Annotated in this window: 18 protein-coding genes, 1 tRNA gene and 1 pseudogene; 11 read left to right on the top strand and 9 right to left on the bottom strand. The window is 64.2% G+C overall.

Going from position 1 to position 24,446, the window contains the following annotated elements:
• Positions 1-16 precede the first annotated feature (16 nt).
• From ABIC44_RS01035 to ABIC44_RS01025, 3 genes are read right to left on the bottom strand one after another with little or no spacing between them, the layout of a single operon-like run.
• The gene (locus ABIC44_RS01035; protein ID WP_354293125.1) at positions 17-1,078 is read right to left on the bottom strand and encodes an acyltransferase family protein; all 1,062 of its coding nucleotides are present in this window, start codon (positions 1,076-1,078) and stop codon (positions 17-19) included.
• Between the two features lie 27 nt (positions 1,079-1,105).
• Positions 1,106-2,452 (bottom strand): hypothetical protein, encoded by a 1,347-nt coding sequence (locus ABIC44_RS01030; protein ID WP_354293124.1) that lies wholly within the window; start codon positions 2,450-2,452, stop codon positions 1,106-1,108.
• Positions 2,453-3,574: an acyltransferase family protein gene (locus ABIC44_RS01025; protein ID WP_354293123.1), complete on the bottom strand. Its 1,122-nt coding sequence runs from the start codon at positions 3,572-3,574 to the stop codon at positions 2,453-2,455.
• Positions 3,575-3,897: 323 nt separating this feature from the next.
• Here ABIC44_RS01025 and ABIC44_RS01020 point away from each other — a divergent pair, with 323 nt between their 5' ends.
• From ABIC44_RS01020 to ABIC44_RS01010, 3 genes are all read left to right on the top strand, one after another.
• Positions 3,898-5,202, top strand: coding sequence for a lipopolysaccharide biosynthesis protein (locus tag ABIC44_RS01020; protein ID WP_307099042.1), 1,305 nt, complete (start codon positions 3,898-3,900; stop codon positions 5,200-5,202).
• A gap of 142 nt (positions 5,203-5,344) precedes the next feature.
• Positions 5,345-5,418, top strand: a tRNA-Gly gene (locus ABIC44_RS01015).
• Between the two features lie 144 nt (positions 5,419-5,562).
• Positions 5,563-7,593, top strand: coding sequence for a DUF6538 domain-containing protein (locus tag ABIC44_RS01010; protein ID WP_354293122.1), 2,031 nt, complete (start codon positions 5,563-5,565; stop codon positions 7,591-7,593).
• Positions 7,594-7,647: 54 nt separating this feature from the next.
• On the opposite strand, the gene ABIC44_RS01005 is transcribed toward ABIC44_RS01010, so the two are convergent.
• Entirely contained in the window at positions 7,648-8,880 is a 1,233-nt protein-coding gene (locus ABIC44_RS01005) for a hypothetical protein (protein ID WP_354293121.1), read from the bottom strand.
• A 458-nt stretch (positions 8,881-9,338) separates the two neighbouring features.
• Here ABIC44_RS01005 and ABIC44_RS01000 point away from each other — a divergent pair, with 458 nt between their 5' ends.
• Together ABIC44_RS01000 and ABIC44_RS00995 are read left to right on the top strand one after the other, a co-directional pair.
• Positions 9,339-12,347: a MobA/MobL family protein gene (locus ABIC44_RS01000; RefSeq protein WP_354293119.1), complete on the top strand. Its 3,009-nt coding sequence runs from the start codon at positions 9,339-9,341 to the stop codon at positions 12,345-12,347.
• A 113-nt stretch (positions 12,348-12,460) separates the two neighbouring features.
• Positions 12,461-12,718, top strand: coding sequence for a DUF6429 family protein (locus tag ABIC44_RS00995; protein ID WP_354293118.1), 258 nt, complete (start codon positions 12,461-12,463; stop codon positions 12,716-12,718).
• An 87-nt stretch (positions 12,719-12,805) separates the two neighbouring features.
• Here the strand turns inward: ABIC44_RS00995 and ABIC44_RS00990 are convergent, their stop codons facing one another.
• From ABIC44_RS00990 to ABIC44_RS00980, 3 genes are read right to left on the bottom strand one after another with little or no spacing between them, the layout of a single operon-like run.
• Positions 12,806-13,195: a DUF4878 domain-containing protein gene (locus ABIC44_RS00990; protein WP_354293117.1), complete on the bottom strand. Its 390-nt coding sequence runs from the start codon at positions 13,193-13,195 to the stop codon at positions 12,806-12,808.
• Positions 13,195-13,938: a hypothetical protein gene (locus tag ABIC44_RS00985; RefSeq protein ID WP_354293116.1), complete on the bottom strand. Its 744-nt coding sequence runs from the start codon at positions 13,936-13,938 to the stop codon at positions 13,195-13,197. The genes ABIC44_RS00990 and ABIC44_RS00985 overlap by 1 nt, the downstream gene beginning before the upstream one ends.
• A 25-nt stretch (positions 13,939-13,963) precedes the next feature.
• Positions 13,964-16,033: a S8 family serine peptidase gene (locus tag ABIC44_RS00980; protein WP_354293115.1), complete on the bottom strand. Its 2,070-nt coding sequence runs from the start codon at positions 16,031-16,033 to the stop codon at positions 13,964-13,966.
• Positions 16,034-16,103: 70 nt separating this feature from the next.
• On the opposite strand from ABIC44_RS00980, the gene ABIC44_RS00975 reads away from it, so the two are divergent.
• From ABIC44_RS00975 to ABIC44_RS00950, 6 genes and pseudogenes are all read left to right on the top strand, one after another.
• Positions 16,104-16,421, top strand: coding sequence for a hypothetical protein (locus tag ABIC44_RS00975; RefSeq protein WP_354293114.1), 318 nt, complete (start codon positions 16,104-16,106; stop codon positions 16,419-16,421).
• Between the two features lie 455 nt (positions 16,422-16,876).
• Positions 16,877-17,557: a hypothetical protein gene (locus ABIC44_RS00970; protein WP_354293113.1), complete on the top strand. Its 681-nt coding sequence runs from the start codon at positions 16,877-16,879 to the stop codon at positions 17,555-17,557.
• 42 nt (positions 17,558-17,599) lie between these two features.
• The gene (locus ABIC44_RS00965) at positions 17,600-18,253 is read left to right on the top strand and encodes a hypothetical protein (protein ID WP_354293112.1); all 654 of its coding nucleotides are present in this window, start codon (positions 17,600-17,602) and stop codon (positions 18,251-18,253) included.
• Positions 18,254-18,302: 49 nt separating this feature from the next.
• The gene (locus tag ABIC44_RS00960; RefSeq protein WP_354293110.1) at positions 18,303-19,154 is read left to right on the top strand and encodes a hypothetical protein; all 852 of its coding nucleotides are present in this window, start codon (positions 18,303-18,305) and stop codon (positions 19,152-19,154) included.
• A 104-nt stretch (positions 19,155-19,258) separates the two neighbouring features.
• A complete protein-coding gene (locus ABIC44_RS00955) occupies positions 19,259-19,783 on the top strand; it encodes a hypothetical protein (protein ID WP_354293109.1) in 525 nt (174 codons plus the stop codon).
• Positions 19,784-19,867: 84 nt separating this feature from the next.
• Positions 19,868-20,648: pseudogene (locus ABIC44_RS00950) on the top strand (IS5 family transposase).
• Between the two features lie 34 nt (positions 20,649-20,682).
• Here the strand turns inward: ABIC44_RS00950 and ABIC44_RS00945 are convergent.
• Together ABIC44_RS00945 and ABIC44_RS00940 are read right to left on the bottom strand one after the other, a co-directional pair.
• Positions 20,683-21,564 (bottom strand): retropepsin-like aspartic protease, encoded by an 882-nt coding sequence (locus ABIC44_RS00945; protein ID WP_354293108.1) that lies wholly within the window; start codon positions 21,562-21,564, stop codon positions 20,683-20,685.
• A 39-nt stretch (positions 21,565-21,603) separates the two neighbouring features.
• Entirely contained in the window at positions 21,604-24,363 is a 2,760-nt protein-coding gene (locus ABIC44_RS00940; RefSeq protein WP_354293107.1) for a M16 family metallopeptidase, read from the bottom strand.
• Between the last annotated feature and the right edge of the window lie 83 nt (positions 24,364-24,446).

Genomic DNA, 24,446 nt, shown 5'->3' with positions numbered 1-24,446 from the left:
GGGATGGGGCGGGGGCCTAAACGGCTTCCCGCCTTTCCGCTCGCGGGGCCCGCCCCCAATAGCGCGGCACGATCAGCCAGGAAAATCGGCTGTTGCTCAACCACTGGCCCGCCACCACGCATATCACCGTGAGGAAGACGGTGACCCCGAGGATGACTCCGTTCGCCACGATCGACGATTGATGGATCGCGTCCAGCGGCGGCGCCATGATGCGGATCAGTCCGCCGACCCCGGCGATGATCAGAATGTGGAAGATGTAGAGCGGCAGGGTCTGTTTGCCGACCGATTTGAAAATCCGCATGATCGCCAGTCGGCCGGGGATCATCCCCAGCAAATTGGCGAAGAACCACAGCAATAGTACGGACTTGATAAGCCGAACGCCGGCGGCGTCGGACCCCCAGCTCGCCCAGATGACGAGCGCGCACAACAGGCCCGTCATGAGCAGCCGCATCCCGTTCGCCTGCTGAACGATCCGCTTGTAGATCTCGCCAAAATAGGCCCCCAGCGCGAACCAGATGAAATTGAACAGGATCGGTCCGACCTGGACGTGCCCGAACGTGTTCGTCACCATCGGTTCGACACGCTGTTGCGCGACATTGGATAGCAGCGCCATCGCCAGTGCGACGAGGAGCACCGGCCAGGGATGAGGCCCAATCCGGTTCTTGCACAGGATGATCAGCACGTTGAACAGCGGCAGGCACAGCAGGAACCAGTAGATGGTCGGAATGGCCAGAGCGGTGAGGAACTCACCGACCGTCGGGGCCGTCTCCCCGGTCGCCAGCGTGATCAGGAAGCTGCGCGAGAATAATATGCAGGACCAGAAGAGGTAGATGAACAACAGGCCGACGATGCGGGCATCGCGCTTCTCGACCGGAGCCTTGTGGATGTTCTGCGACAGGATGCCCGAGATCAGGAAGAACAAGGGCATCCGAAGAGGCGCCAATGCCAGCGCGACATCTTGCAGCAGGAAACGGTCGGGCGAGAATTCGGAAAACCAGTCGCAGACATGGTATAAAACCACGCCCACGCCACAAAATCCACGCCCGGCGTCGATCCAGTCAAGTCGCGGCTTTTGCATCAATCGGCTCGCCGCCGGAAATACATACTACGTCTGTCCGGCAAAATCCGAAGAGGTATCAGCCTTACCAGAACCACGCCAACTCCTTTTCCATCTGTCACCGCTGATGAACATATTGCTAAACGCATATCCCAGGAACAAGGTTGCAGTCGAAGGACCGTAACATTGCACCGTGACCGCATAAAAATTCAGCGTGGTCAGCAACAAAAGCTTTTCGATACTTTGATTCTTGCCGATCGTGAAATAGGACCCGATGACGAAAACCAAAAACGGCAGCCCCATCATGATAAAGGTTGCTACGTAGAAATTGTCAACTGGAACAATAAGATAACCTAATTTGGTATATTCCATCGGATAGGTGAAACAGCCCAGGCCGCACCCGGCAAAGATCGCCGCCGGTGCGTTTTCCGCCAGCCAGGTGAAGGGGAAGATCCATGTGCGGCTGATCCGGTCCTGCATGCTGAAAAGGACGGGGCTGATCTTCGTCAGGTCCATCCCGCCCATCAGCGGCATCAGGATGAACGGGATTGGAATGGTCAGATAGGAGGCGCGAGCCAGAAACTGGGCGACCCGCAGTTCGCGATCCCTTTGAATTTCTACCGCAATATAAATCGCAGAGAAAGCGATGAGGGTCAACAGAGCGGTTTTGCTCGTCGAAAGCTCCACCGCGATATAGAGCGGGATCCACAGCGCGAAGTTGACCATTCGCGGAAAATGGCGGTGCATGACGATATAGGGGACCACCGCCATATAGGCGGCCATGGTCGATTCTCCGGCGAATCCCCCGTACCGGATTTTGCCGCCCGTCCACCAGATTTTGCCGACCTGTTTGACCGCGCCGAAATTGTCGAGATTCTGTCCCAGCCAGGGAAAATCCACATAGGGGGATATCAGCAGGCCGATGGTGGACGCGACGAACAGGGCGGTGAGCGCCCACCGCGCGGGCCGCGTTGCCGTCAGCGAGCGATCGACCATGACCGCCCCCACGAAGAAGGGCAGGAACAGCTTGATCGACGACACGAAGGCGAACACCGTCGACTGCATGAACACGAGGCCGACGATCGTCGAGAACAGGAAGGAACAGGTGAGCAGGATCGCATAGGGCGACCGGCGCTGCCATGCGACGCGCCATGCGAAATAGAAGAAGATGAACAGGCTGAACAGGTCGGGGATGAACCAGGCCGCGCTCAGGTGAGCCAGCGACAGGTAATAGCGCAGCGAGCTGGTCAGCGTATCCCGGAAGAAGAACATGAACGCCACCGCCAGGATCAGCAGATAGGCCCGCTCGCCGATGATCGGCGCCTCGGTCGTCTTGCGCGATGGGGCGGAACGCCAGCGCCGTGCTGGCAGGATTTCGCCGATGGTCGTCGCCATTTACCGAACTCCCGTTTCAGCTTTTACGATGATGCCCGATCGGCCGGGGGCAGGCTGGCCGTCGCCCCGCCCGGTGCTGCCTTCGCGGCTCCAGCGACGGTTCAGCCATCGCAGCATCGGTTTTTCGATACCGACATGAACGATCGCCGATCCGATCAAGGCGCCGAGAATGACCATCGCCAGGAACAGCGCCGGCGACCGCGCCGACAGTCCCAGCCGCGCGTCCAGGATCTCGCCGACATGGATCGCGAACGGGTGGGAAAGATACAGCGCATAGGACGCGTTCCCGCCCGCGATCAGCCAGCCTATCCAGCGCGTCCGCCGCCGCGGCTCGAGCCCCAGGACCGAAGCGGTGACGATCATCACGGCGGGCAGCCCCCCGGTAAAGGGTCGGCCGATCGTGTCATAGGCCCCGATTTGGTAGAACAGCACCGCCAGTGCAAATCCGGCGCCGACCATCGTCCATGCCAGGGCGCGGGGAATCGCCATACCGCGCAGGAACATATGCGCCACGCCCATGCCCGCCACGAACTCCAGGGTGATCGGCAGGCCCCAGAAACGGATCATGCGCCAATCGGGCGGCGTGGGCGCGGCGATTGCGATCAGGAGCAGCAGAATGCCGACGATCAGCGTCAATCCCCGTCGATAAGGCAGCATCAATCCCGCGGCAAACACCAGATAGAACATCATCTCGTAATTGAGCGTCCAGCCCAGCGTCAGCAGCGGCGTGCAATAGAGGTCGCAGGTCGGCCCCGGCAGGAACAGGTAGGAGAAGACGATCCGTATCGTGCTGGGCAGCGGCACATGCAGCACCAGCCCCATGACCAGGGTCAGCGTGGTGAACAGGTAATAGAGCGGCACCACCCGAATGACCCGGCGGCGCAAGAAGTCGGCGGCGACGCCCGGCACCCCGAACCGATCATGCATCATATAATACATGACGAAACCCGAGATGACGAAGAAGATGTCGACGCCCAGACCCCAATCGAGGGGAATGACCGACCAGGGGCGGGGGGGGGGGGCGGTCAGCTTGACCAGCGCCTGCTGCGCGTGACCGCACAAGACCAGGAATGCTGCGACGAAGCGCAGGACCTGTAGTGAATCGACCCGTTGGGAACGCATCAGAGTTCACTCTCCCGCTTCGTAACACCACAAGACGGGCCTGCCTCCGCTGTGCGACGAAACCCATTCCGTCAAATGCCTTAGCGCATGCAATATGCCGGGGTATATGCTGATCGCCATTATTTGAGGGACAGATTGTCCCTTTTTTAACCCTTGCGCAGCGGCACCCTCTTCCCGCATTGGGACATCATGCTGCGCTGCATCAACGTCCCGGTCCGGCCAGCGGCCCGTCTGCGAGACAGTGGCCCTTCACGCCCGAACGTCATGTCCCGGAGTGCAATCCCCGTGGTCAGGACGGCAGAAACAGGATAGGTCCCGAACGAATGGCCGCACTCCTTTCTCGCCTGATGCGCAGCGGTTTCGTCAGCATGGGAATCCGTGCGGCAACGCTGTTCTTCCGCTTCGCGCTGTCCTTCTATGTGGTCAGCTATCTCGGACTGGAGGCGGCCGGCGTCTATGGCCTGGCGATCGGCGCGATCGGCATCGTGCCCGCCCTGCTGGGTTGGGGACTGAACTATTTCGTGTCCCGCGATGTCGTCGGCATGACCCCGGATGGCGCCGCGCCGCTGGTGCGCGATCGCCTGACCGTGACCTTGGTGTCGCTGGCCCTGGGCACGGCCGTCGCCATTCCCGTGATCGTCGCGCAGACCGGCGGGGTTTCGACCGTCTATATGCTGATCCTCGCGCTCCTGTGGCTCGAAACCTTGGCGCTTGACGTGTATATGCCGCTGGTCGGGCTTCAGATGGCCTTGCAGGCCAATATTCTGGTCCTTGTGCGGTCTGCCCTCTGGATTCCGGTGGCGGTGGGGCTGGGCATGGTGTCGCCGACGTTCCGCAATCTGGAAACCGTCTTCGCGAGCTGGATCGTCAGTCATTTCATGGCGATCGCCCTGCTGTTCGTCTTTCTGCGCCACTGGCCGGTGCGCGCCGCGCTTTCCAAGCGGCTCGACCGCGCGGGGATGTGGCTGCGCATTCGTAACGGATGGTATATCTACCTCAGCGACCTGGGGCTGGTCGGCCTCAGCTATGCCGATCGTTTCATCCTGAACGCCATGCTGGGGCTCGCGGCGACCGGCATCTACAGCTTCTACTGGTCGATCACCAATGCGCTCTACACGTTGTTGAGCACCGCGGTCGTCCAGCTGGCATTGCCCCGGATGGTGCTGGTGCTGCGCCAGCGCGGAATGGAGGAGTGGCTGGCGGCGTTGCGTCGCGAGGTTCTCAAGGTCCTGGCGTTCGCGGCCGTCCTGAGCGTCGTGATCTTCCTGGCGACCGAGGCGATCATCCGCTTCGCGCCGCCGGGGCGCTTCCCGGTGGCCCGCCCGTTGCTGATCCTCATGCTGATCGCGGCGGTCCTGCGAGCCTGTGGCGACTTGCTGAGCGTCGGACTGACCAGCGCGGGCAAGGATCGCGTCTATGCCATCACCAATGTCGGCGGCGTCTTGCTGACGGTGCTCCTGAGTTCACTCAGCCTGTGGCTGTTCGGCCTGATCGGCGCAGGCATTTCGGCTGTCGGGACCGCACTGGCCCTGTGCGTCGTGCGCATCCTCTATCTGCGCACCCTACCGAAGCGCAATCCACCCGCCAAGGCGGGGCGGCGTGACGAAACCGGTACCGCCGCGCAATGACGGAATGAAGAAAACGGCATCTGGGTGCTTGCCAAGGGAGGCGCACTTTTATAGTGGGCTTACACCATGTCGGAATTCCAACGGAACAGAAGTTGGGACGACGAACGGCAAAGCGCGGTTTTTCCAGTAAACACGACGCGATGCGGGTGTAGCTCAATGGTAGAGCAGAAGCTTCCCAAGCTTACGACGAGGGTTCGATTCCCTTCACCCGCTCCACATTCGCGCTGAACCCACATAAATCCGCCATTCCGGCGTCCGGCCGCGCCTCGCGGGACACCGGATTGTGCACCAAGCTGTGCACACGATGGTATCGTCCGCCCGCATGAGAGGTCCGCGCCGGCGTCCGGGCGAGACGTGGATGTGGCCTCGATTTCCTATCTGTGGCGGCGCGGCGCGCGCTATCACTATCGCCGCAGGCTGTACCTGCGGAAAATCGTCAACCGTCCTATAACGGTCCCTTTGGCCACCGCAGATCCGGCCGAGGCACGTCGTCTCGCCACCCGGCTCTCGGCGAAATGGGAGGTGTTGACGATGCAGATGTTCGATCGTGCCGGTTGCGGCTTTCTGAAAGCGGGCGAGTTGGAGAGCGTGTTCCGGGCGGGTCTGGACGAGGAACTGGGGCTGGCGATGGCCTCTCGGCTCGACGGCGGCATGGCGGCGGGGCTCGACCGTCGTCCACTCCGCGTCCTGGAGGCGACCTATCGGATCGCTGCCTGCCTGCCGGCCGATGCCGATAGCGCTCCATCCGACCTGATCGACGAGCTGACCGACGGCTTCTCCGCGCAGGACCGCGCCGCCGTCGTGCTCATGCTGAGATCGCTCGCGCCGCACCGAAGCGCCCGGCAGGACGCCGAGCATCTGCTGCACCAACTCTCGGCACCGGTGACCAAACGGACGATCGGCGATGCGCGGGTCCAGCTTCTTCTGGCCCGGGCTGAGGCGCAGGCGCGCGCGACCTTCGCGGGCCATCCGCTCGTCGTCCGACAGGGCGATCCATTCGCGGCGTTGCTCGACGACGTCGTCGTCGCGGCAATCCGTCGAGGGAGCGCTGGCCATCAGACACCGGCTGACCTGGGTTCCGCTGTCGATGGCGATCCCTACGCGGCTCCCGCCAGTTCCCTGTTTCTTATGCCGGATACCCGGCGTTTCAGCGAGATCATCGAGCCGACCATCGCGTCCATCCGCGGATCGGGCGACTGGAACGCAGACATGGAGCAGCGTCGCCGCGTCATCCATGGCTTCGCCTGGATCAGTGGCGACAAACGCCTCTGCGATTACGGTCCGGCCGACGCCCAGCTTTTCGCCGAGACTTTGAGAAACCTGCCGGTCGATTTCCGCTGGGGAACGGCAACCGAGGGCGCCATGTCCCGTCCACTCGCCGACGTCCTCGCCGAGGTCAAGGCGATGCCAGCCAAGACCCCGCGCAGCGACCGCACCTTCAATCGTGACCTGACGATCATGGCGCGCTTCTCGCGCGAATTGGCCAAGACCGCGTGGCGACCGAAATTCGGTAAGGACCTGATCGTCGACTTCAACGCCTTCACCACCTCGATCAAAGCAATTCCAGGCGAGACGGATCGGATGCCGTGGACCGAAGAGCAGCTGGTCTGTGCCTTCTCCAGCCCCATCTACACCGGCGGCGGCGCATGCAAGCGGCGGCTGAAGAACGATCCAAACGCGACGGTCTGGCAGGACGCCGCCTATTGGGTGCCGCTGCTGCTGGCCTATACCTTCATGAGCCGCGAGGAAGCCTGCGGGCTGGAATGCGTCGAGGTCATCTTCGACGTCAGCACGCCCTTCCTTCTCGTCAAGGCGAACATGACGAAGAGCAAGGACGGGGTCACGGCGGCAGGGCTCAAGCGCCCGTCGCGCTATCGCGTCATCCCGCTGCATCCAGAACTCCTGCGCCTCGGCTTCGAGGACTATGTGGCGGCGATCGAGGCCGAAGGGCATAAGATGCTGTTTCCCGAACTCTATCGCGGGGATCTGGCCAAGCGCGGCGGCGTCCGGTTCTACGCGACGTGCGGCCGCTATCTGCTCGACCATGTCGACAGGATCACGCCGCTCCTCCGCACCGCGTCGGGTAAGCGCGCCGATCTCCACTCGATGCGCACCGCCGGGGGCAGCGCGCTGGAGGATTCGCGCGCCAAGCAGATCCACGTCGACGACATCATGGGCCATGCCCGCAAGGGCACGGGGCCGCGCAACTACAGCAAGGCGTGGTTCGCCAAAGGCGGTGCCGCGATCCTCGAAAAGCGGCTCGCGCTGATGTGCGAGGCGACGCCGAACGTCACGGCGCACCTCGCGCGCGCGCCGCTCGCCCTGCTGCCGCTGGAAGAGCGTTCGCGGACCGGGTCATCGGTCGGGTGTGCGTCACGCAAGAAGAGCTGATCGGCGCCCTGCCAGCCGTCAGCAGCGACTACCCCGAATTAGGTCAAAGCAAGGTCATTGTGCCGGTGGAGGTACCATTTCCTCCGGCACAAGTGCGGTCCTGGGAACCAGATATCGAACCGCCGGCACGGGGGACGCAAACAGCGGGAGCACTCGCCAATCGAACAGCCGCGCCCGCAGCCATTCGGGTTGCAGCCACTCATCCGTCACATGCCGGCCGACCAGCAGAAAAAGCCAGCCGTTGATGAGGTCGTCGTCGAACGGATCGTCCGCCAAGTGGTAGTCGTGGCATTGGGACAGGTAGCCGTTGATTGCCCAATGCCGCTCTGCCCAGTGCCACCAGATGCGGCAGCGTTCGTCGTCCTGAAGGATGTCGTAATCCCGATCGATCAGCCGCGACAAGTCGTGGTCGGGCATGTCCGCGCCGGTCTGGGCGACGATCCTTGCATAGGCGCGGTCGGCCCATTGCCGCGTCTCCTCTTCGGCATCGCGTGGGATGTCCCGCATCATCCGGACATGCATCGACAGGTTGGTGAAGCGTCGCCGCGCCTCATTCGCCCAAAAGGCGAATTTCGCGTCCCGCGCGATCATCAGGTCATAGTCGCCGAAGCGCGGCATGGGATCATCCTCCCACTCGAATTCCGTCCCGTCGCCAACGGGTAGATCGAGTGGGCAGTGAAAGGGATAGGCCCGGACCGCGTCCCAATATGGGCGCGGGATCGGCCGGCCGGACCGTTCGAAATCGGCCGGCGGCAGGACGAATCCCGTCGTCAGCGCGCCAAGCGCTCCGTCGGTTTCGTCAGCCATCGGCGATACCGAAACGTCGTCATGTTCAACCAAACCCGCTTCACGCGCTCGCGTGAATGCAGCATGGAAAAGCGTGGCCGCCGGCATGTCGGCCTTGCGCTCGCGGGCGAGCGCTGCCTTGATCCTCGCTGGCAGATCTGCGGCAAGTTCGTCCGCGGGTGATTTCGTCTTCTTCGTCGACCGCTCGACATACTGTCGCTGCTGCTCCAGCTGGGCCAGGCGCAGCAGCTTGCCTAATGTCGCGGGAAGCTCGGATACCAGCTCATTGCGCAGTCGGTAGATCGCCGGCTGAGGGTCTTTGAGCGCACTCGCGGTCGTGCTGGTGCCCCAGGGCTGCCGCGCGGCCTTGCGATCGCCCCGCTGGATCAGCGCGTCGATCTCGGCTTCCACCCGGTCGCCATGCTCTTCGCACGCCAGGACCAGGGCCTTGAGCAGCGTGTCAGGTGCAAATCGCCAAAGGGCTGCGTCGTCATCCAGCATTCGGGACCTCGCGTCGTCGCCATCGCCATGACGGCTGGCCCGCAAAGATAGGCAAGGATCGTAAACCGAACCTTGCCATTCATGTCCGCAGGTGTCCCGGAACCTGCTATTGGCGGATAGCGATCTCGCCAAAGGTCAGTCGGCAAGGATTTCCCCACGATCCTTGCCAAACCTCCATCCGCATTTCCCCTAAAACTCGGATTGAGCCGAATTCCAAACCCATTTTCTGGGAACACAGCCCCAGAAGATATAAGTTGCGCAATTCCTTTATCGGGTATGCAGTACACCCGATAAAGGGGATGCTCTGGCGAGCGGTCGCTTCGCGATAATCACCGTCGTCATCGACGGTGGCGGCAATGAGCCGTAGAACTTTTCCAGTTCATCCTATAAACTGTGGAGACGCATGTCATTCACAATTTCTATTGTGCGTCGATAGTATTCGGTGGACACTACCCACCATGACATCGCAGTTCACTTTTAACTTCGAACCGTCGGCCGCAATGGACTCGGCCAAGGTTGCCCGCGCTCAGGCGGCCATCGGGCGATACCGCTCGCGCCTGGCCGATGATGACATTACCGGGCGCGAAACCGACATCATGGGCCTTCGGCGACGCCGTCGGGTCGAGGAACCCAAACGCCAGGTCGTAGTCGAGCGGGCGGCGCGCCCATCCCGTGACCTGCCGCCTGCGCGTTTCCATATGCCACGGCCTCCAATCGGCCGATTCGTTACCGCTGATGGGCACCAGTCGTTTCACTTCGCGCTGACCAGCGTGACCAAGGGGGTCGATGGGGCATGCCGCACCAATGACGGCCTTCCCGCCGATCCGGTCGGTCATGTCGACTATGTGACACGCGAGGAAGCCGTAGCGACTACTGAGCCGAATGAGGTTCATGACGCCGTCGCGCATGTTGCCTACGTGACACGTGACGCAGCCCTCGCGCGAGACGGAGAAGGGGCGGCGATAATTGAGACCAACATCATCGGCGATGCGGGCGCCTTCTTCGCCACCGTGCTCGCCCATGAGGACAGCGGCCATCCCGACGGCATCTGTCTGGCCGAGCGGTTTGATCCAGTGATGTTGGCCGTCATGATGCAGGAGCCAGACATCCCGTCAGCGCTCAAGACCGCGCTCGAGCGGATCATGGCCGATCCGGAGGCGTACCGGGTCGAGAAAGCGGGGAAAATAACCAGCGCGTCGCCGAGCAGGACGCACCCCTTCCAGGTGGAAGCCGACATCGCCGATTGTGCCAGCTGGTTGAAAAAGCATGACCCCAACGGACTGGTCCACCTACGCAAGGGGCGTGGTGGCATTGCTCAACGCCGGATCACCGGCGAGTTGCCAGCCGACCTCGACCTCGACGGCTGTCAGAGGGTCCTGAAAACGTTGAAGCACGAGTTCGAACGCCGTCACCTGCGCTGCTATATCGCGCTGCACGCACCGACAGCTGCGAACCATCAGCGCAACTGGCATTTCCACCTGCTCTATCATGACAGGCCTTGCGAGCAGATCGATGGTCAATGGGACTTCGCCATCGTGGAGGAAAAGCGCACCAAATCCCGTAATCGCCGACAGACCTATCCATATCGCCAAAAGAAATGCGCCGAGGTCCGTCACAAGGACTGGCCGATGTACATGCGGACGCGCTTCGCCGCTGCGGTGAACGTGGAACTGGAGGCGATCGGATCACGGCGGCGCTATGATCCGCGCTCGTACGAAGCCATGGGGATCGAGGCCGAGCCGCAGCAGCACCTTACTCGCAAACCGGCGTTCCTCGCGGCATGTGGCGCCGCCCCCGCAAAGGATGTCGAAAACGCGAGTAAGGGCTGGCGGGCGCGGATGGCTGCGTTACTCAAGCGGCATGACGAGGTAGAGAAGGCCGACACTGACCGGGTGGCGGACCTGCGTGCCATAATCGGCGAAAGGCCAAAGGACCGCGCCACGCTCGCGGACCTTGAACGCGAACTGACGGAGCGGCGCGCGGAGGAGCGGACCGCTGATGTACTTTTATCGATTTTCCATCCCATGGCGCGCAGCAATGCGGATCAAACCGCCGAGAAGATGCGCGGCCATGCCGACGACCTCGCCGGCAAGCTGCAAGCGAAAGGCAAAGACCCTTCGGATCACCCGCGCTACCAGTCTTTCAAGCAGCGTGAGCGGGAGGCACACGCCTATCTCGACGACCTTGAAAAGGCCGCCGCGCCCGACGTCAAATTCGCAGTGTCGCTAATGGCCGATGCCCAAATCGCCCGCCAGCGGATCGAGATGGAATTACAGGTCCTGCATGACACCGCGATCTGGCGGCGCGCCCAAGCCGCAATCGAAACCTCGGTGACCGTTGCCGCCCCGGCGAAACAAACCGTCAGCCAGCCCCAGCCGATGGAAGACGCGACTGCCCCGCCGACCCCGACGACCGAGCCTGGATCGACTCCCGCGCCATCGGCCGAGGTGCCGGTTGCAGCAAAAGTCCAATCCAGCGCCGAAGTTGACGACTGGCTGGCGCGCATCGAGATTTTGCGGCGCCGTATCACGCGCCGCGACGGTCGAACCGAGCCGCTTAAAATCAACGATCTGGATCGGCGCATGCTCGATCTGGCATCACCGGAGCAGGTAAAGAAGCTGAACCTGATCCGCGACCGGCAGAACCGGCTGATCGCCGATATCGTCGAGGCCGTAAAAGCCGCTCCCGGCATTCTCACCATTCCCGACGACCCCAGCGGCAAATGGATATTGGCCCACCGTGACGGGACCCTTCAGGACGGTTTTAGGTGCTATATCGCCGACCCCAGTGTCCAGGATCGACTGCGTGAGGCCCGCAACAAGGGCCTGGAGCGCCGAGCGAGGGCAGGAAAGGCGCCATCGCAGGTCCACCGCGCGATCGACGAAATTTCGCGTACTGGTATCCCGGTTCGGCAGCAAGACGAGGGGCTTGTCCTTCGCGATACCGATGCGGCTCGTCTGGGAATCACCCCAGAGGCATTGCAGTCAGCAGATGTGCAGCGCCGGCTGGAGGGTATCCGTCAGTCGCAGGAAAAGCAGACGGCACCAATTGCCCCGCAGCCCACCATTGTGTCACCGTCGGCGACCGAGTGTCCACATCCGCCGATCGAGGCCACGACCCCGCCCGCATCTTTATCAACGCCAGTCCCATTGAAGGAGCCGGATATCACGGCTCCCGCAGCGGCAGAGATGGTCGAGCATGCGTCGGTCGTGCCGCCCGTTACCACCCATCCGCTCGTCGTCCGTTGGCAGGAGGCGCATGACGCCAATCTCCGGCCCGGCAGCGCCATCACCATCGGTGAACGCAACCGGCGCGCGGCGGTGGCCTTGGCCGACAAGGTGGCGGCGGCCGAACTGGCTCGGCTGGCTCCCTCACTACTGGCGGAGGCGACAGCGCAGGCGACCGAAAACCGGCGGTATGTACAGCGTGTCGCCGGCCGATCGGGTCCGTCCCCACATATCCGGTGACGGGGTTCGCCATGGCCGCGTCACGCCAGCCACGCCTCTGCTGATGGCGGAAGGATTGACCGATCCGATATCGGCGGGGCACCCTTTCGGATCAAATTGTGAGGGGATAGGTCATGTCCATACCGCCCGTTGATACCGATCGCATCGACGAAGCCGTGCTGGCGCTGCTTTACCTCACTCTACACCGGGATGGTGCCGGTCATTCGACATGGCGTGCGTGGAAGACGTATGATTGGTCGGCACTTGACCGCCTTCACGAGCAGGGGCTGATCACTGATCCGGCCAGCAAGGCGAAGTCGGTGGCGCTGACCGAGGACGGGGTCCGCCGCTGCAAACAGGCATTCGAACGCCTGTTCGTTAAGCAGTCCTGATCGACGCGGCCGGCCCGTGGATGAGGGCGATACCTTTCCTCCATCCACCCGCCATGGGGAGACGATCGAACCCCACACGCCTCCATTCTACATCGTAATGTACCACTTGCCATCGATGCGGCGTACCTTGCCGGTGTCGGTCTGTGTCGATCCATCGCCAAAGCGGGTGACGGTGGTCACCACGGCGTGATCCCCGTCCGTCTCGTCGACCTTCTCGACCTCGACCGACGTTACGCCGCCCTTTGCCCTGGCTTTCATAGCCTTGTCTTGCAGCATTGGCGTGATGAAAATCCCGGCGGTCGCTTTGATCTCCGGATCAATGCGTTCGAGCGCCTCGGCGGTCTGACCGCGCCCGGCCGCCTCCATCGCGACACGGGCGGCGTCACCCGGTCCCTGGCCGCAGGCGGTCAGCGCCAGAAGTGCGGCGGCTGCGACAATTGGACGGATGTGCATCGTCCCCTTCAGGATCGCGCCCATCACAGCACCGGCTTTTTGGCACGAGAGGCAATGAAGGCGTCAGTCGCTTGTGCCACCAGAGCGGCTGGCCGTTGGGATGATCCATCGGGTGAACCGATGCCGACCGTACCGCCACGAGGTCCGACATCGGCGTCGGCGTGGTAGCCATCCAGCCCGGCTTTCCCCCAACGCGCGGAGAAGGTGTCACGGCTGCTCTCCTGATGGGGCGTGCCCCATTTGGTGACGAGCATCTGCCGCCATTCGGCGACCGCCGTACCTTGTGGCGCGATATAGGTGATCCCGGACAAATGCGCCCCATCCGGCCAGACGAGCATTCGTAGCGTATATCGCCCGCCCGCGTCGTCCTGAAGCGTCGCCTCGCCGAGCACGCTGCGTCGGGTCGGGGCTCCACCAGCGCCACCCGCGATATTGATCGCACCGCGTACCTCGCTTTCAAAATCAACGAAGCGGGTCGCGCCCTTGGTGACCAATCGACGGGATGTCGCGACAGCGGTCACCTCCGCCTCGCTCATGCCGAGGCGAAAGCCGCCAAGATCGAAGGTGACCGGATCACCGGCAACGCTGCGATCGGCAGCGCGGGTCAGGCCGACGATCACCGGCGTGGTCGGCATGGTGATGGCAGGCTGCTTCGGCCCGTTGCCGAAGACGGATGGGATCTTGTCGAGCAACTTGGTGATCGGTGCCCGCTGGGCGGCGGCGGGCACGGCGGCCAGCCCGATGACGAGTGCAATGGTCAAACGCATGTGTGTCTCCCTTGAATTAGTCGGATCAGAAGCCGGTGTGCCAGCCGACGAGCGCGGCGACGGAGCCGTCGGTGACGTCGTGCATGACGCCGAGGCGAAGCGGCATGGCGGTGCGGCTGACGTAACCGGCGGTCAGCTGGACACGGCGTCGCCCCGCAAGGCTGGCGCGGGTGACGCCGTACATGACCGAACGGCTGGCAAGGTCGTAGCCGGTGCCCAGCGTCAGTTCCGCCGCGCCCGCCTCGATGGCGAGCGGCTGCGCGATTCCGAGCGTCAGCAGACCGCCGGGCACAGCACCGGTTGCCTGCACGCCGATCCGGCTGCCGAGGATCGGGGTGGCGCCGGTGACGAGCGAGGCGGTGTCAATCTTCAGCCGGGTCACGCCCAGCGAGCCATAGCCCTCCAGCGCCCAGCCATCGGTCACACCGATGCGGTGATGCACCTCGACAATGACGGTGCGGGCACCGCGTCCCAGCCGCAGAGCGCCGCTGCCGGTCGGCATACCCATCAGCGTGCCGTCCTCGTCGATGAACGAGGCGCGCAGATCGAGGCCACCCCGGCTCCAGCCCAGCGTCAGCGCCTGCGCGGCACTCCCGCTGGCTCGCCCCGCCGCCATGGTCAGCCCGAGCCGTCCGCCACCGACCGCCCGGTCGACGCCGAGGCTGGTCGCGGCCTGCGGGGCATAGGCGAGCACGCCATCGGCGAAGGGCGCCAGACCCATGACATCGGCCTGGAGCATGTCGGCACCGTTCCACGCCGCATGCACCCCGGTTATCCCGTCAGTGTAACCGAAGGTGCCCGCCGTCGCTTCGGCACGGACCTGATCCTGTCCTGGGCCGAAGCGGGTGCTGGTAAAGCCCATCGTCCCGCTGAAGCCGCCGAGTGACAAGCTCGCCTGTCGTCCCATCTGCTGGACCCGCCGCTCGATCCGGCGGTCGGCCATGACCTGCGGCTGGACGACGAGCGCGGCGACCGAACCCGCAAAGTCGCGGCCATAGGCGTCGAGCACTGTGACATGCGACAGCGCCGTCTGGATCGCAGCGGTGCCGACCGCCGTCGGCACCATCATCACCGACTTGGCGACGCTGGTCTGGGTCGATCCGTTCGACAGCGTCGGATTGACCGGCGACAGCGCCGCCTGGAAGTCGATCAGACCCATGCCGAATACCTCGTCCGGTCCCGGCGCACCGATGTCCTTGGCGGTCTTCAGGATGACGTCGCCCGCCTGCTGGCCGCTCAGCTGCGGCCATTTGGACAGGATGTCGGCAGCGAGGCCTGCGACCACAGGCGCCGCCGAACTGGTGCCGGAGAAGACACCGACCGTGCCGTCGACCAGCGTCGTCACATTGGCGCCGACCGCAACGACGGTGCGGTCCTTCATCGACCCCGCCCGATTGGAATAGGCCTCGATTTCGTATTGATTCAGCGCCGGGCTGAGCGCGCCGACGAACAAAAGTGCCTTGCGATTGTCGGCGGTGATCCACTGGCTATTGTGGGGATCGGGAGCGCCGTAATTGCCGGTCGAGTTGACCAGCAGCCCGCCGGTCGTCGCCAGCCTTTCCGTTGCTGCGGTCCAGCTCGCGCTGCCACCGACCAGCGATGAACTGACGATCTTGATGCCCTTGTCCGCCGCATAGCGGATGGCCTCGTCGGTGTGCCACAAGATCTCCCCTTGCGTCTTCTCGTCCCAGTCGGCGACCCGCAGCGCGACGATCGTCGCCGACGGGGCATAACCAACAGTCGCGTTGCCGTTGATGCGGGCGGCGATGATGTTGGCGACCGCCGTACCGTGGTCCGACGCTGCGCTGCCCAGCTCGTTGCGCTTGGTCCGGGTGCCGTCGGCGGCCACGATATAGCCGAAGTCCTTGGAAAGCGTCTGGTCGATGCGGCCGTCGAGCTCGCCGTTCACGTTCATCACGCCATCGTCGACCACCGCGACGGTGACACCCTGACCGGTGTGCCCGCTGTCGAGCGCGTAGAGCGCATTCATGAACTCGTTCGCACCGTAGTTGCGGCGGAACTCGGGCGTGTCGTTGACCGAGCGGATCGGCTGGCGGTCCGATGGCGTGATGACATAGCCCGGCGGTGGCGGCACCGGCGTCGAATAGACCGGCGGCGTCGGCGTCGGCGTTGGCGTGGGGGCCGGTGTCGGCGTGGGTGTGGGTGTGGGTGAAGGCGTCGGAGACGGCGAGGGCGTTGGGCTCGGCGACGGCGTTGGCGACGGTGTCGGACTTGGCGATGGCGTCGGCGCGGGCGTCGGTGTCGGTGTCGGCGCAGGCGTCGGTGATGGACTGGGCGTCGGCGTCGAGCCGCCAGTCGGCGGTGGCGTCGCTATGCTGCCCGAACTGCTGATCGCGCCGCCACCCCCGCAGGCGGCGATCGTCATCGCCAGCATGCTGGCCGACGCTGCCCTAATCCCCCGTATCCCAACCATATTATCCCCCGATGGGGATGCGCGCCGGACAGCCGGCGGCACCCCGTGAAATGGCGGGGTGCCGGCCCTGGAGACCGGATGTTAGGAACCTGTAGTGAAACAGGCGCGGACATCTTTAAGCCGGGCGGCTCTGGACATGCATGTCCGCCACCCGGTCACAAAGAGCTTTTGCGACCGTTTGTTGGTCTTGCGACCGGCTTTCACTACGGGGTTCCTACGCCCCGGTTCGCAGACAAAATCCGCGAACCGCCTCAGGCTATAGGCCAAACCTTAACGAATTGCGACAGTCCGAAGGGGCACATCCATGCCGCTGGCATGGAAAAGGGGCGCTGGTGGCGCTGATCCGTACGGACGGATGAAGCGAAGGTTCTGAGAGAAGGGAAAAACAGAGCTGGCATCCGCCGGTTCGACTCTCGTCAGGATCTTCGTCGTCGACCGGTTCTGCCGGTCATCCCCCACCATCTGCGCGTCCTCACCCCAGCCGTTTCACGCAGTCTGGGGCCTATGGCGCGTGCCTGGAGCACATTGCCTATGCTTCCTTCACCTATCATCACGGCCCTGAGCGTCGCCCGGCTCGATATCGGTCATCGCCTGGGCGTCGACCGCCAGATCCCCATCGGTGCTGCCATCCTGACCGCTGAACTGCACGGTCCAGACATTCACTTTGCCCTCGACCGCTGCGTCCTCCAGCCTTCTGATCCCGCAGAGTGGCTCCTGACATGGCTCGACGAACAGCTGCTCCGCGATGGGGCAACCATTGCCGGATATGGCCTGGATGATGACGCGGCGCTTCTCGAGCGCCTGCCCGGTGCCAGATGGTCGCCCTGCATCCGCGCGCTTGCGGGATGCGGTCAACAATATGCCTTGAATTTGACCGCCAGCCACGACGACAAACGGCTGACCTTCGCGCAGGCCTGCGCGAACATGAACATTCTCCATGCCCAGGTCGATCGAGGGCGCCGCTTCGCCGCCTGGCTGCGGTCGGACATCAGCGAGATCGAGGGGCAAGTGCAAGTCGATGCGATCGCCACCTTCCGCCTCGTCATACGACGCTTCTCTGCACTGAATCCGGTCGGACACAGCATCGCCGCCGTCCTCAGCGACCATCTCTCCGTCTGGCTCGGCGAAAGCGATCACACCGCAGCGCAAGCGCATGTCGCGGACCTGCTGTCCGCCGCCGACTGATCCCACTCGGCCGCTATGCGGCCAATTCTCAAGGAAATGCCTATGTCTCTCATCGACCTGTCGGTCGAGGCGCGAGGTTTTGCGCCCTCATCGATCGCACTCGCCATCCGCACCATCGGGGCCTGTCCCGCTGCGCGCAACAGACCGGATGCCCGCATCCTCTGCGGGATCGGCGTGCTCACCGTCACCCACGATCATGACGGCTACCGCTTTTCGACCGAGGCTCGCTGCCTCGGCGAAGGGGATACCGTCCTTGATCTGCTCGACTGGCTGGAGCCCCAGATGGCATCACCCCATGCCGTGATCAGCTGGCACAATTTTGGCGCCGTCCCCTACCGTCTGCTCGCGCTGGCCGATCCAGCGCGCCATCCGCAAATCATAATGGCCGCCGCCGACACAGCGGGACGATGGCGGGCCCTGCCGCTCGGCCACACATGGCACCTTCGTCAGGCACGCGCGCATCTCATGCCCTGCATGTGCCCGCCGCAGACGCCAGTTGACGAGTGCGCTGCAGAAATGCCGACCATCCTGCTGCCGGACCCGGCGACCACTGCGGTCGAACTGATCGGCGAGGCGATCGCCGGATGGCGATGCTGGGCTCAAGGCTTCGGCGATTTCGACGACGCCCACCATCCCGCACAAGCCACGCTCCGCGCCCTCGACCGCTGGCGCGCCGATCAGCCCGCCACCCGCTGACCTTTACCCATCGACATGCGGGCGCGCGAGCGCCCGCCGGAGACCCACTATGCACCACGACCTGACCGCGCTCTGGAAGAGCACCGCGCCCCGCTTCGTCGTCGTCCTCGATGCCGAGCTCGCCTATGATCATGAAGCGCATGGCCGATACCAGGCAAGCGAACGCTTCCTGCCCGCCGATGCCGCAAACCTGTCTTCGCGCGAATTACGCATGGACCCGCGCGTGACACCGCGCTGGCCCTGTCACCGGATCACGACGCTGAGTTGGCTGGTAATGACCGAGGCGGAGGACGGCCTGCGCCCGGTCAGGCTGGAAACGCGCGGCCTGCCGGAGCAGGACGAAGCCGCTGTCCTGAAGGCCTTCTTCACCGACATGGAGCAGCTTGACCACGTCCAACTCGTGACCTGGGGTGGCTTCCACGCCGACCTGCCGCAGATGCTGATCGGGGCGATCGACGCCGGGCTGCGGTTGCCGCCGAGCCTCACCGGCCTGCTGTCGCCGTGGCGGCGCGATGCGTCGGGCCATCTCGACCTCTGCAGCGAGATGTGCGGCGGGGCGGCACCCGCGCACCTCGCCGAGGTCGCCGCCCGTCTGGGCGTCCCGGCCAAGCTGACCTGCCGGCCGGACCTCGTCTCGCAATTGATGCAGCAGGGCAAATGGTCGGCGGTCCGCTCGGTCTGCGAGGGCGATGTGCTGAGCACGGCGGCACTGTTGATGCGCTGGCGCCACCTGTCCGGTGGCACCGTCTCGATCCTGGAGGCAATGCGGCGGTTGACGGGCTTCGTCGCCGAACACTGCGCCCACCGGCCCTACGCCGCCGATTGGGGACGATACGGCGACCGCGTCCTGCACGAGGCCATCACGGCCGAAACACTCAAGCGCGAAGTGCTCGCGCCCTGAGTCCAGATCAGAACAGACAAAGAATATGCGCCCTTTGGAGGGCGGAAAACAAGAAGATCGGCGCATGGCTCGGCCTGCGTCGGTCGCAACGGAAGGTAATGAATATGATCGAACGTACCCCTCAGCAGCAGGCCGCCAACCTCATCGCCGCCGTCGGCCACCTGCTGATCGGCTCGCCCGGCCAGCAGGCGAACCTCGATGACAAACTCGCAATCATCGTCGGCCCGCCCGTCCGCCCTCTCAATCTGCTCCACTGGACCAACTGGGTCCGCAATTCACGCCAGGACATCCTGCACATCTCCTTCCGGGAGGATTGGGCCGGCGTCCCCAACGTCGCGCTGGTGTTCGTCGACGATGACGACCGCGCCGTCGTCGCCGAGCACTGCTGGCTATGGCTGCCACAGAGCGGCGGTCCCTGCTGGCTCATCCCGGAAGGCGAGGGTTGGGGCGCATACCGGCTCGACGCCGACCTGAAGCTCCGCCACCACCCACGCGCCCCGGTGCGCGGCGAAAAGGCACGGCAAGACGGCTACATGCGCGCCTATCGGCGCTTCGCCGATATCCTCGAGGAACAGAGTGCCAGCGGCTTCGAGCTACCGCTGCCGGACCAACTGCGCACTGCGGCGTGACACGGTCGCAAATCCAGTGCGTTAGGGTCAGGACCCATTGATATGAGGGTCGCGATCTGACTCACGCTCCGCAAGGAGACCGGAATGAGCGACCTGTTTTGGCTGACGGATGAGCAGATGGATCGGCTGCGGCCGTTCTTTCCCAAGAGCCACGGGAAGCCTCGCGTGGACGACCGGGGCGTGCTGAGCGGCATCGTGTTCGTCAACAAGAATGGGCTGCGCTGGGGAGACGCACCCGGCGTCTATGGCCCCCACAAGACGCTGTACAACCGGTGGAAGCGTTGGGGCGAAGCTGGTGTGTTCACGCGGATGATGGAGGGGCTGGCTGAAGCTGGTGCCGAGCCGAAGACGGTGATGATCGACGCTACTTACCTGAAGGCGCACCGCACGGCCTCGAGCCTGCGGGTTAAAAAGGGGATCTTGGGCGCCTGATCGGCCGCACCAAATGCCTGCCCCGGCGAAGGCCGGGGGCGGCATGAACACCAAGCTCCATGCCATCGCCGATGCGAACGGCCGCCCCTTGAGCTTCTTCATGACCGCCGGGCAAGTCAGCGACTACACGGGCGCGGCAGCGCTGCTCGATGATCTGCCAAAAGCACAGTGGCTGCTCGGCGACCGCGGCTACGATGCCGACTGGTTCAGGGATGCGCTCCAGGCCAAAGGCATCCAGCCCTGTATCCCAGGCCGCAGATCACGCAACGACCCGGTCAGATACGACAAGCGCCGCTACCGGCGCCGCAGCCGTATCGAGATCATGTTCGGCCGCCTCAAGGACTGGCGTCGTGTCGCTACCCGCTACGATCGCTGTCCTACAGCCTTCTTCTCCGCTGTTGCTCTCGCTGCTACCGTTATCTTCTGGCTGTAATCAACGAGTCCTGACCCTAAGGAGCCTTTATGTCTTAATTTTTGGCAGGTACCTTGATGCTCAGCTCGGCGCGCGGAAAATCAATTGAATAAGCAGGAAATAGATTAAGGAGGTCGTCGCCCAGAATGATCGAGGGCTTGGGATCATTGTCGTCCGAGATCATGACTGGCACGTTCGACAGTCCGATCTTGCCGATCGACAACGTGCCGATCCGGGCGATCCGGATTTTTTGCCTACCCGCGGAGGCACCCCGGATTTCGCCGCCGTCGCTCAGGCGCGGATCATTATCGGCCCAGCCGAGCAGGCGGAAGGCGGCGGTGTTGGCGATCGTCACGGCCGCGCCGGTGTCGATCAGGGCGGGGATGCGGACGCCGTCCAGCGTCAATGGGATCTGGACGAAACCTTCGCCGGTCCTGCTGCCCACGATCGTCGCGAAGCCGGGGCCTGCGGGGGCAGAGGGTTCGGCGGCGATGCGGTTCGTGCTGCGATCGATCAGCAGCTTGCGGCTGGTAAAGAACTCCATGCCGATGATGCCGCGTGCATCGGTCACGTTGCCATTGGCCAGTTCGACCATCGCGACATAACGCGCATCGACCAGTGCATTGGTCATGCGGTCGACTGGATAAAGCCGCGCCTGTTCGCTGCCCGTCGCCCCGTTCACGCCGATGCCGCCGTTCAACGGCTTGAGCGCCAGTTCCGTGGCCAGGGCGCGGCTCATCAGGCTGGTCTGTGCCGCCGTGTCGACCACCATGGGGAAGGGGCCTTTGCCGTTGATCTGTACGGTCATGACCGGCCGCCCACGCGTATCGTGCAGCAGCGGTGCCTGCGCCGGGGCCATTGCGGGGGCGGGCGGCTGTGGCGATGCACGCACGGTGGGATTGGCTTGGGCCAGGGCGATGGCGGCGAGGAGAAACATGGGCGGTTCCTGAGGATCGATGAGAAGGGAAAGGGTTGATCAGCGTAGCTTGCGGCCGTGAACGTCCCAGACTTCGACCGGGGCGAGGCCCAGTGCGCGGATTTGCGGCTCGATGGACGTCAGGTCGCCGATCACGACCCAGGTCAGTGCATCGGGCCGGAGAAGACGGCGTGCGCCGTCCTGCACATCCTGGGGTGTCACCGCGTCCAGCCGCTGTGCCAGCGTGGTCGGACGGTCATAGGCCAAGTGGTAGCTGCCCGATGTTTCCAGCGAATCCAGAAACGCCGCGTTCCGCGAATAGCGAAGCGTCGCGGCGCGGATCATCGTGTCGCGCTGGGCATTCAGTTCCGCCTCCGTCGGCGGGCGCGTCGTGACGAATTCCAGAAACTCGCGGCGGAGTTCGGCCAGGCTGGCGGCGGTGCGATCCGCCTGCACGGTGCCGCGCGCCACGAAGAGGCGACTGCCGCTCGGGGCATCCTGGATTTCGCCGCCAAAGCCATAGCTCCACCCCTTGTCCTGTCGCAGATTGGCGTTGAGCCGCCCCGATCCGATATCGGCCAGCGCGGCGACGGCGAGGTTCTCGGCCGCCGAACGATCCTTGTCGAAGGGCGGGATGAGCGTGCCGACCGTGATGCTGCTCTGCGGCGCGCCGGGCGCGTCGACCAGGATCAGGCGGGGGCCTTTGGCCTCGGGCGGGGCAACCGGCATCGGCGGGTAAGGATGCGGCGCCGGGCCGCCCCAATTGCCGAAATATTTCTCGGCCAAGGCCCTGGCCCGCTCGGGCGAAACGTCGCCGACGACATAGAGCGTCGCATCGCCGGGCACGATATGATGGCTTTGATAATCAAGCAGCCGCTGGCGTGAAACCGCATCGGCATCCGGCTTCGTGGGGATGTGGCCGCGCGGATCGGTGTCGCCCCAGATCGCCCGGTTCAGCAGCGGCATTTCGGCCGCGAACGGATTGCGGGCCTGTGCCTCCACACCGTGCATCGCATCGGCGCGCGCGTCTTCGACGGCGGTTTGGGGGTAGCTGGGATGCCGGACCAGGTCGGCGACGAGCGCGAAGGAGTCGTCCAGCCGGTTGTTCGCCACGCTCCAGCGAACCGCGCTGCTCCATGGGCCAGCCTGGGCACCCATCTGGATACCAAGTTGCGACAGTCGCTGTTCGACCGGATCGCCCGACCGGGTCCTGGCGCCTGCCCCCAGCAGTCGGAAGGCATTGGCGACGATGGTCGGTGCAACCCCCGGATCGGTCAGCGTGCCGTCGGCGAATTGCAGGCTCAGGTCTACGGTGGCGGTTCCGGTACGCTGCGCGACAACCAGCTTGAGGCCGTTGGCCAGCGTCATGGTGGTGGCGGGAGGAAAGAGGATCTGTGATTTGAAAGGGCCGGGCGGCGGCATATGGCTGCGGTCGACATCCGCGCTGGCGGCCTGCCGATCCGGGACCGGCATCGTGACCAGCTCATAATAAGGGCGGGCGAGCCATTTGGCGGCGACCGTCCGCACATCGTCGGGGCGCGCTTCGTTGATCCAGGTACGTTGCTTCAGGAAATAGGCGGGATCGCCATGCGCGACTTCCCCCTCGCCCAATCGGTTTCCGACCGCGCCATGATCGTCGAGCGAGCGAAGCAGGGAGGCGTCCGTGGCGGCGATGATGCTCTGTAACCGCGAAGGGGGCGGTCCCTTGGCCGCGTAATCCGCCAGTGCGGCGTCGAGCGCATGTTCCGCGACCTCGGGGGAAACGCCGGGGCGCAGCGCGATCGCGACGTTCAGGATGCTGCCCAGCGCGCTTTCGTCCACCGTCGCGGTCACGCCCGTCGCGACCTTCGCGTCCGTGACCAGCGCCCGGACGAGCGGCGCGTCCTTCGGCCCCGCCATGGCGCGCGCGGCCAGGAGCAGCAGCGTCGTGTCGCGCGGCGAGGTGTTCGGGATGGGCCAGCTTCGCGAGATGCTGGTCTGCGCGAAATCGCCATAGAGGCGGTCGCGCCGCGTCTCGGTCAGCGACGGTGTCCATTGCAGCGGTCGGCTGATCGGCGTGCCGGGGCGGATCGCGCCGAAATAGCGGGTGATCTTCTCGCGCGCGGCGGCGACGTCGATATCGCCGGACAGGACCAGCACGGCATTGCCCGCGCCATAATGCCCCTGAAACCAGCGCTTCACGTCATCCAGCGTCGCGCCCTCGATATCCTCGGTCGAGCCGATCGTGGGGTGGGCATAGGGATGACCGGCGGGATAGAAGGCGGTCAGGAAATGCCGCCACGCCATCTCCTCGGGGCGAAGTTCTCCCTGACGCTTTTCGTTCAGCACCACGCGACGCTGTTCGTCGAGCAGACCCTGGGTGATGCCCCCGTCCAGATAGCCCATGCGGTCGGACTCCAGCCACAGCACCGAATCAAGCGCGTTGGTCGGGACCGTTTCGAAATAGACGGTGTCGTCGGTGCGGGTCATGCCGTTGGCACCGACCGCACCGATTGCCTTCAGGGCGGCCATATATTCCTGGGGGCGATGCGCCGTGCTCTGGAACATCAAATGCTCGAACAGATGCGCAAAGCCGGTCTTGCCAGGCGGCTCGTCGCGCGATCCGGTCTTGTACCACAGACCGACAAAGACCGACGGGCTGCTGTGATCGGTATGGACCAGCGCGGTCAGGCCATTGGGCAGGGTGAAGCGCTCGAAGGCCACGCTGGCCACTTGGGCCACGGGCGTGGTCGGCTTTGCCTGGGACCATGCGGGTGCGGGTAGGCAGGCCGCCGTACCGGCGAGCCAGAGAGGCCATAAAGCGCGTTTGGCAGATTTCACGTCGACGATCCCATCATGACCCATGCCCCATGTTCATGGCGACGACCCACAGGAACCATGATTTGCTTGCATCAGCCTTGCAG

It is taken from the genome of Sphingomonas sp. 1185 (genome assembly GCF_040544655.1).
In the GTDB taxonomy this organism is placed as follows: Bacteria; Pseudomonadota; Alphaproteobacteria; order Sphingomonadales; family Sphingomonadaceae; genus Sphingomonas.
The sequence above is the reverse complement of the archived record's forward strand: the minus strand, read 5'-3'. Positions and strand labels throughout refer to the sequence as shown.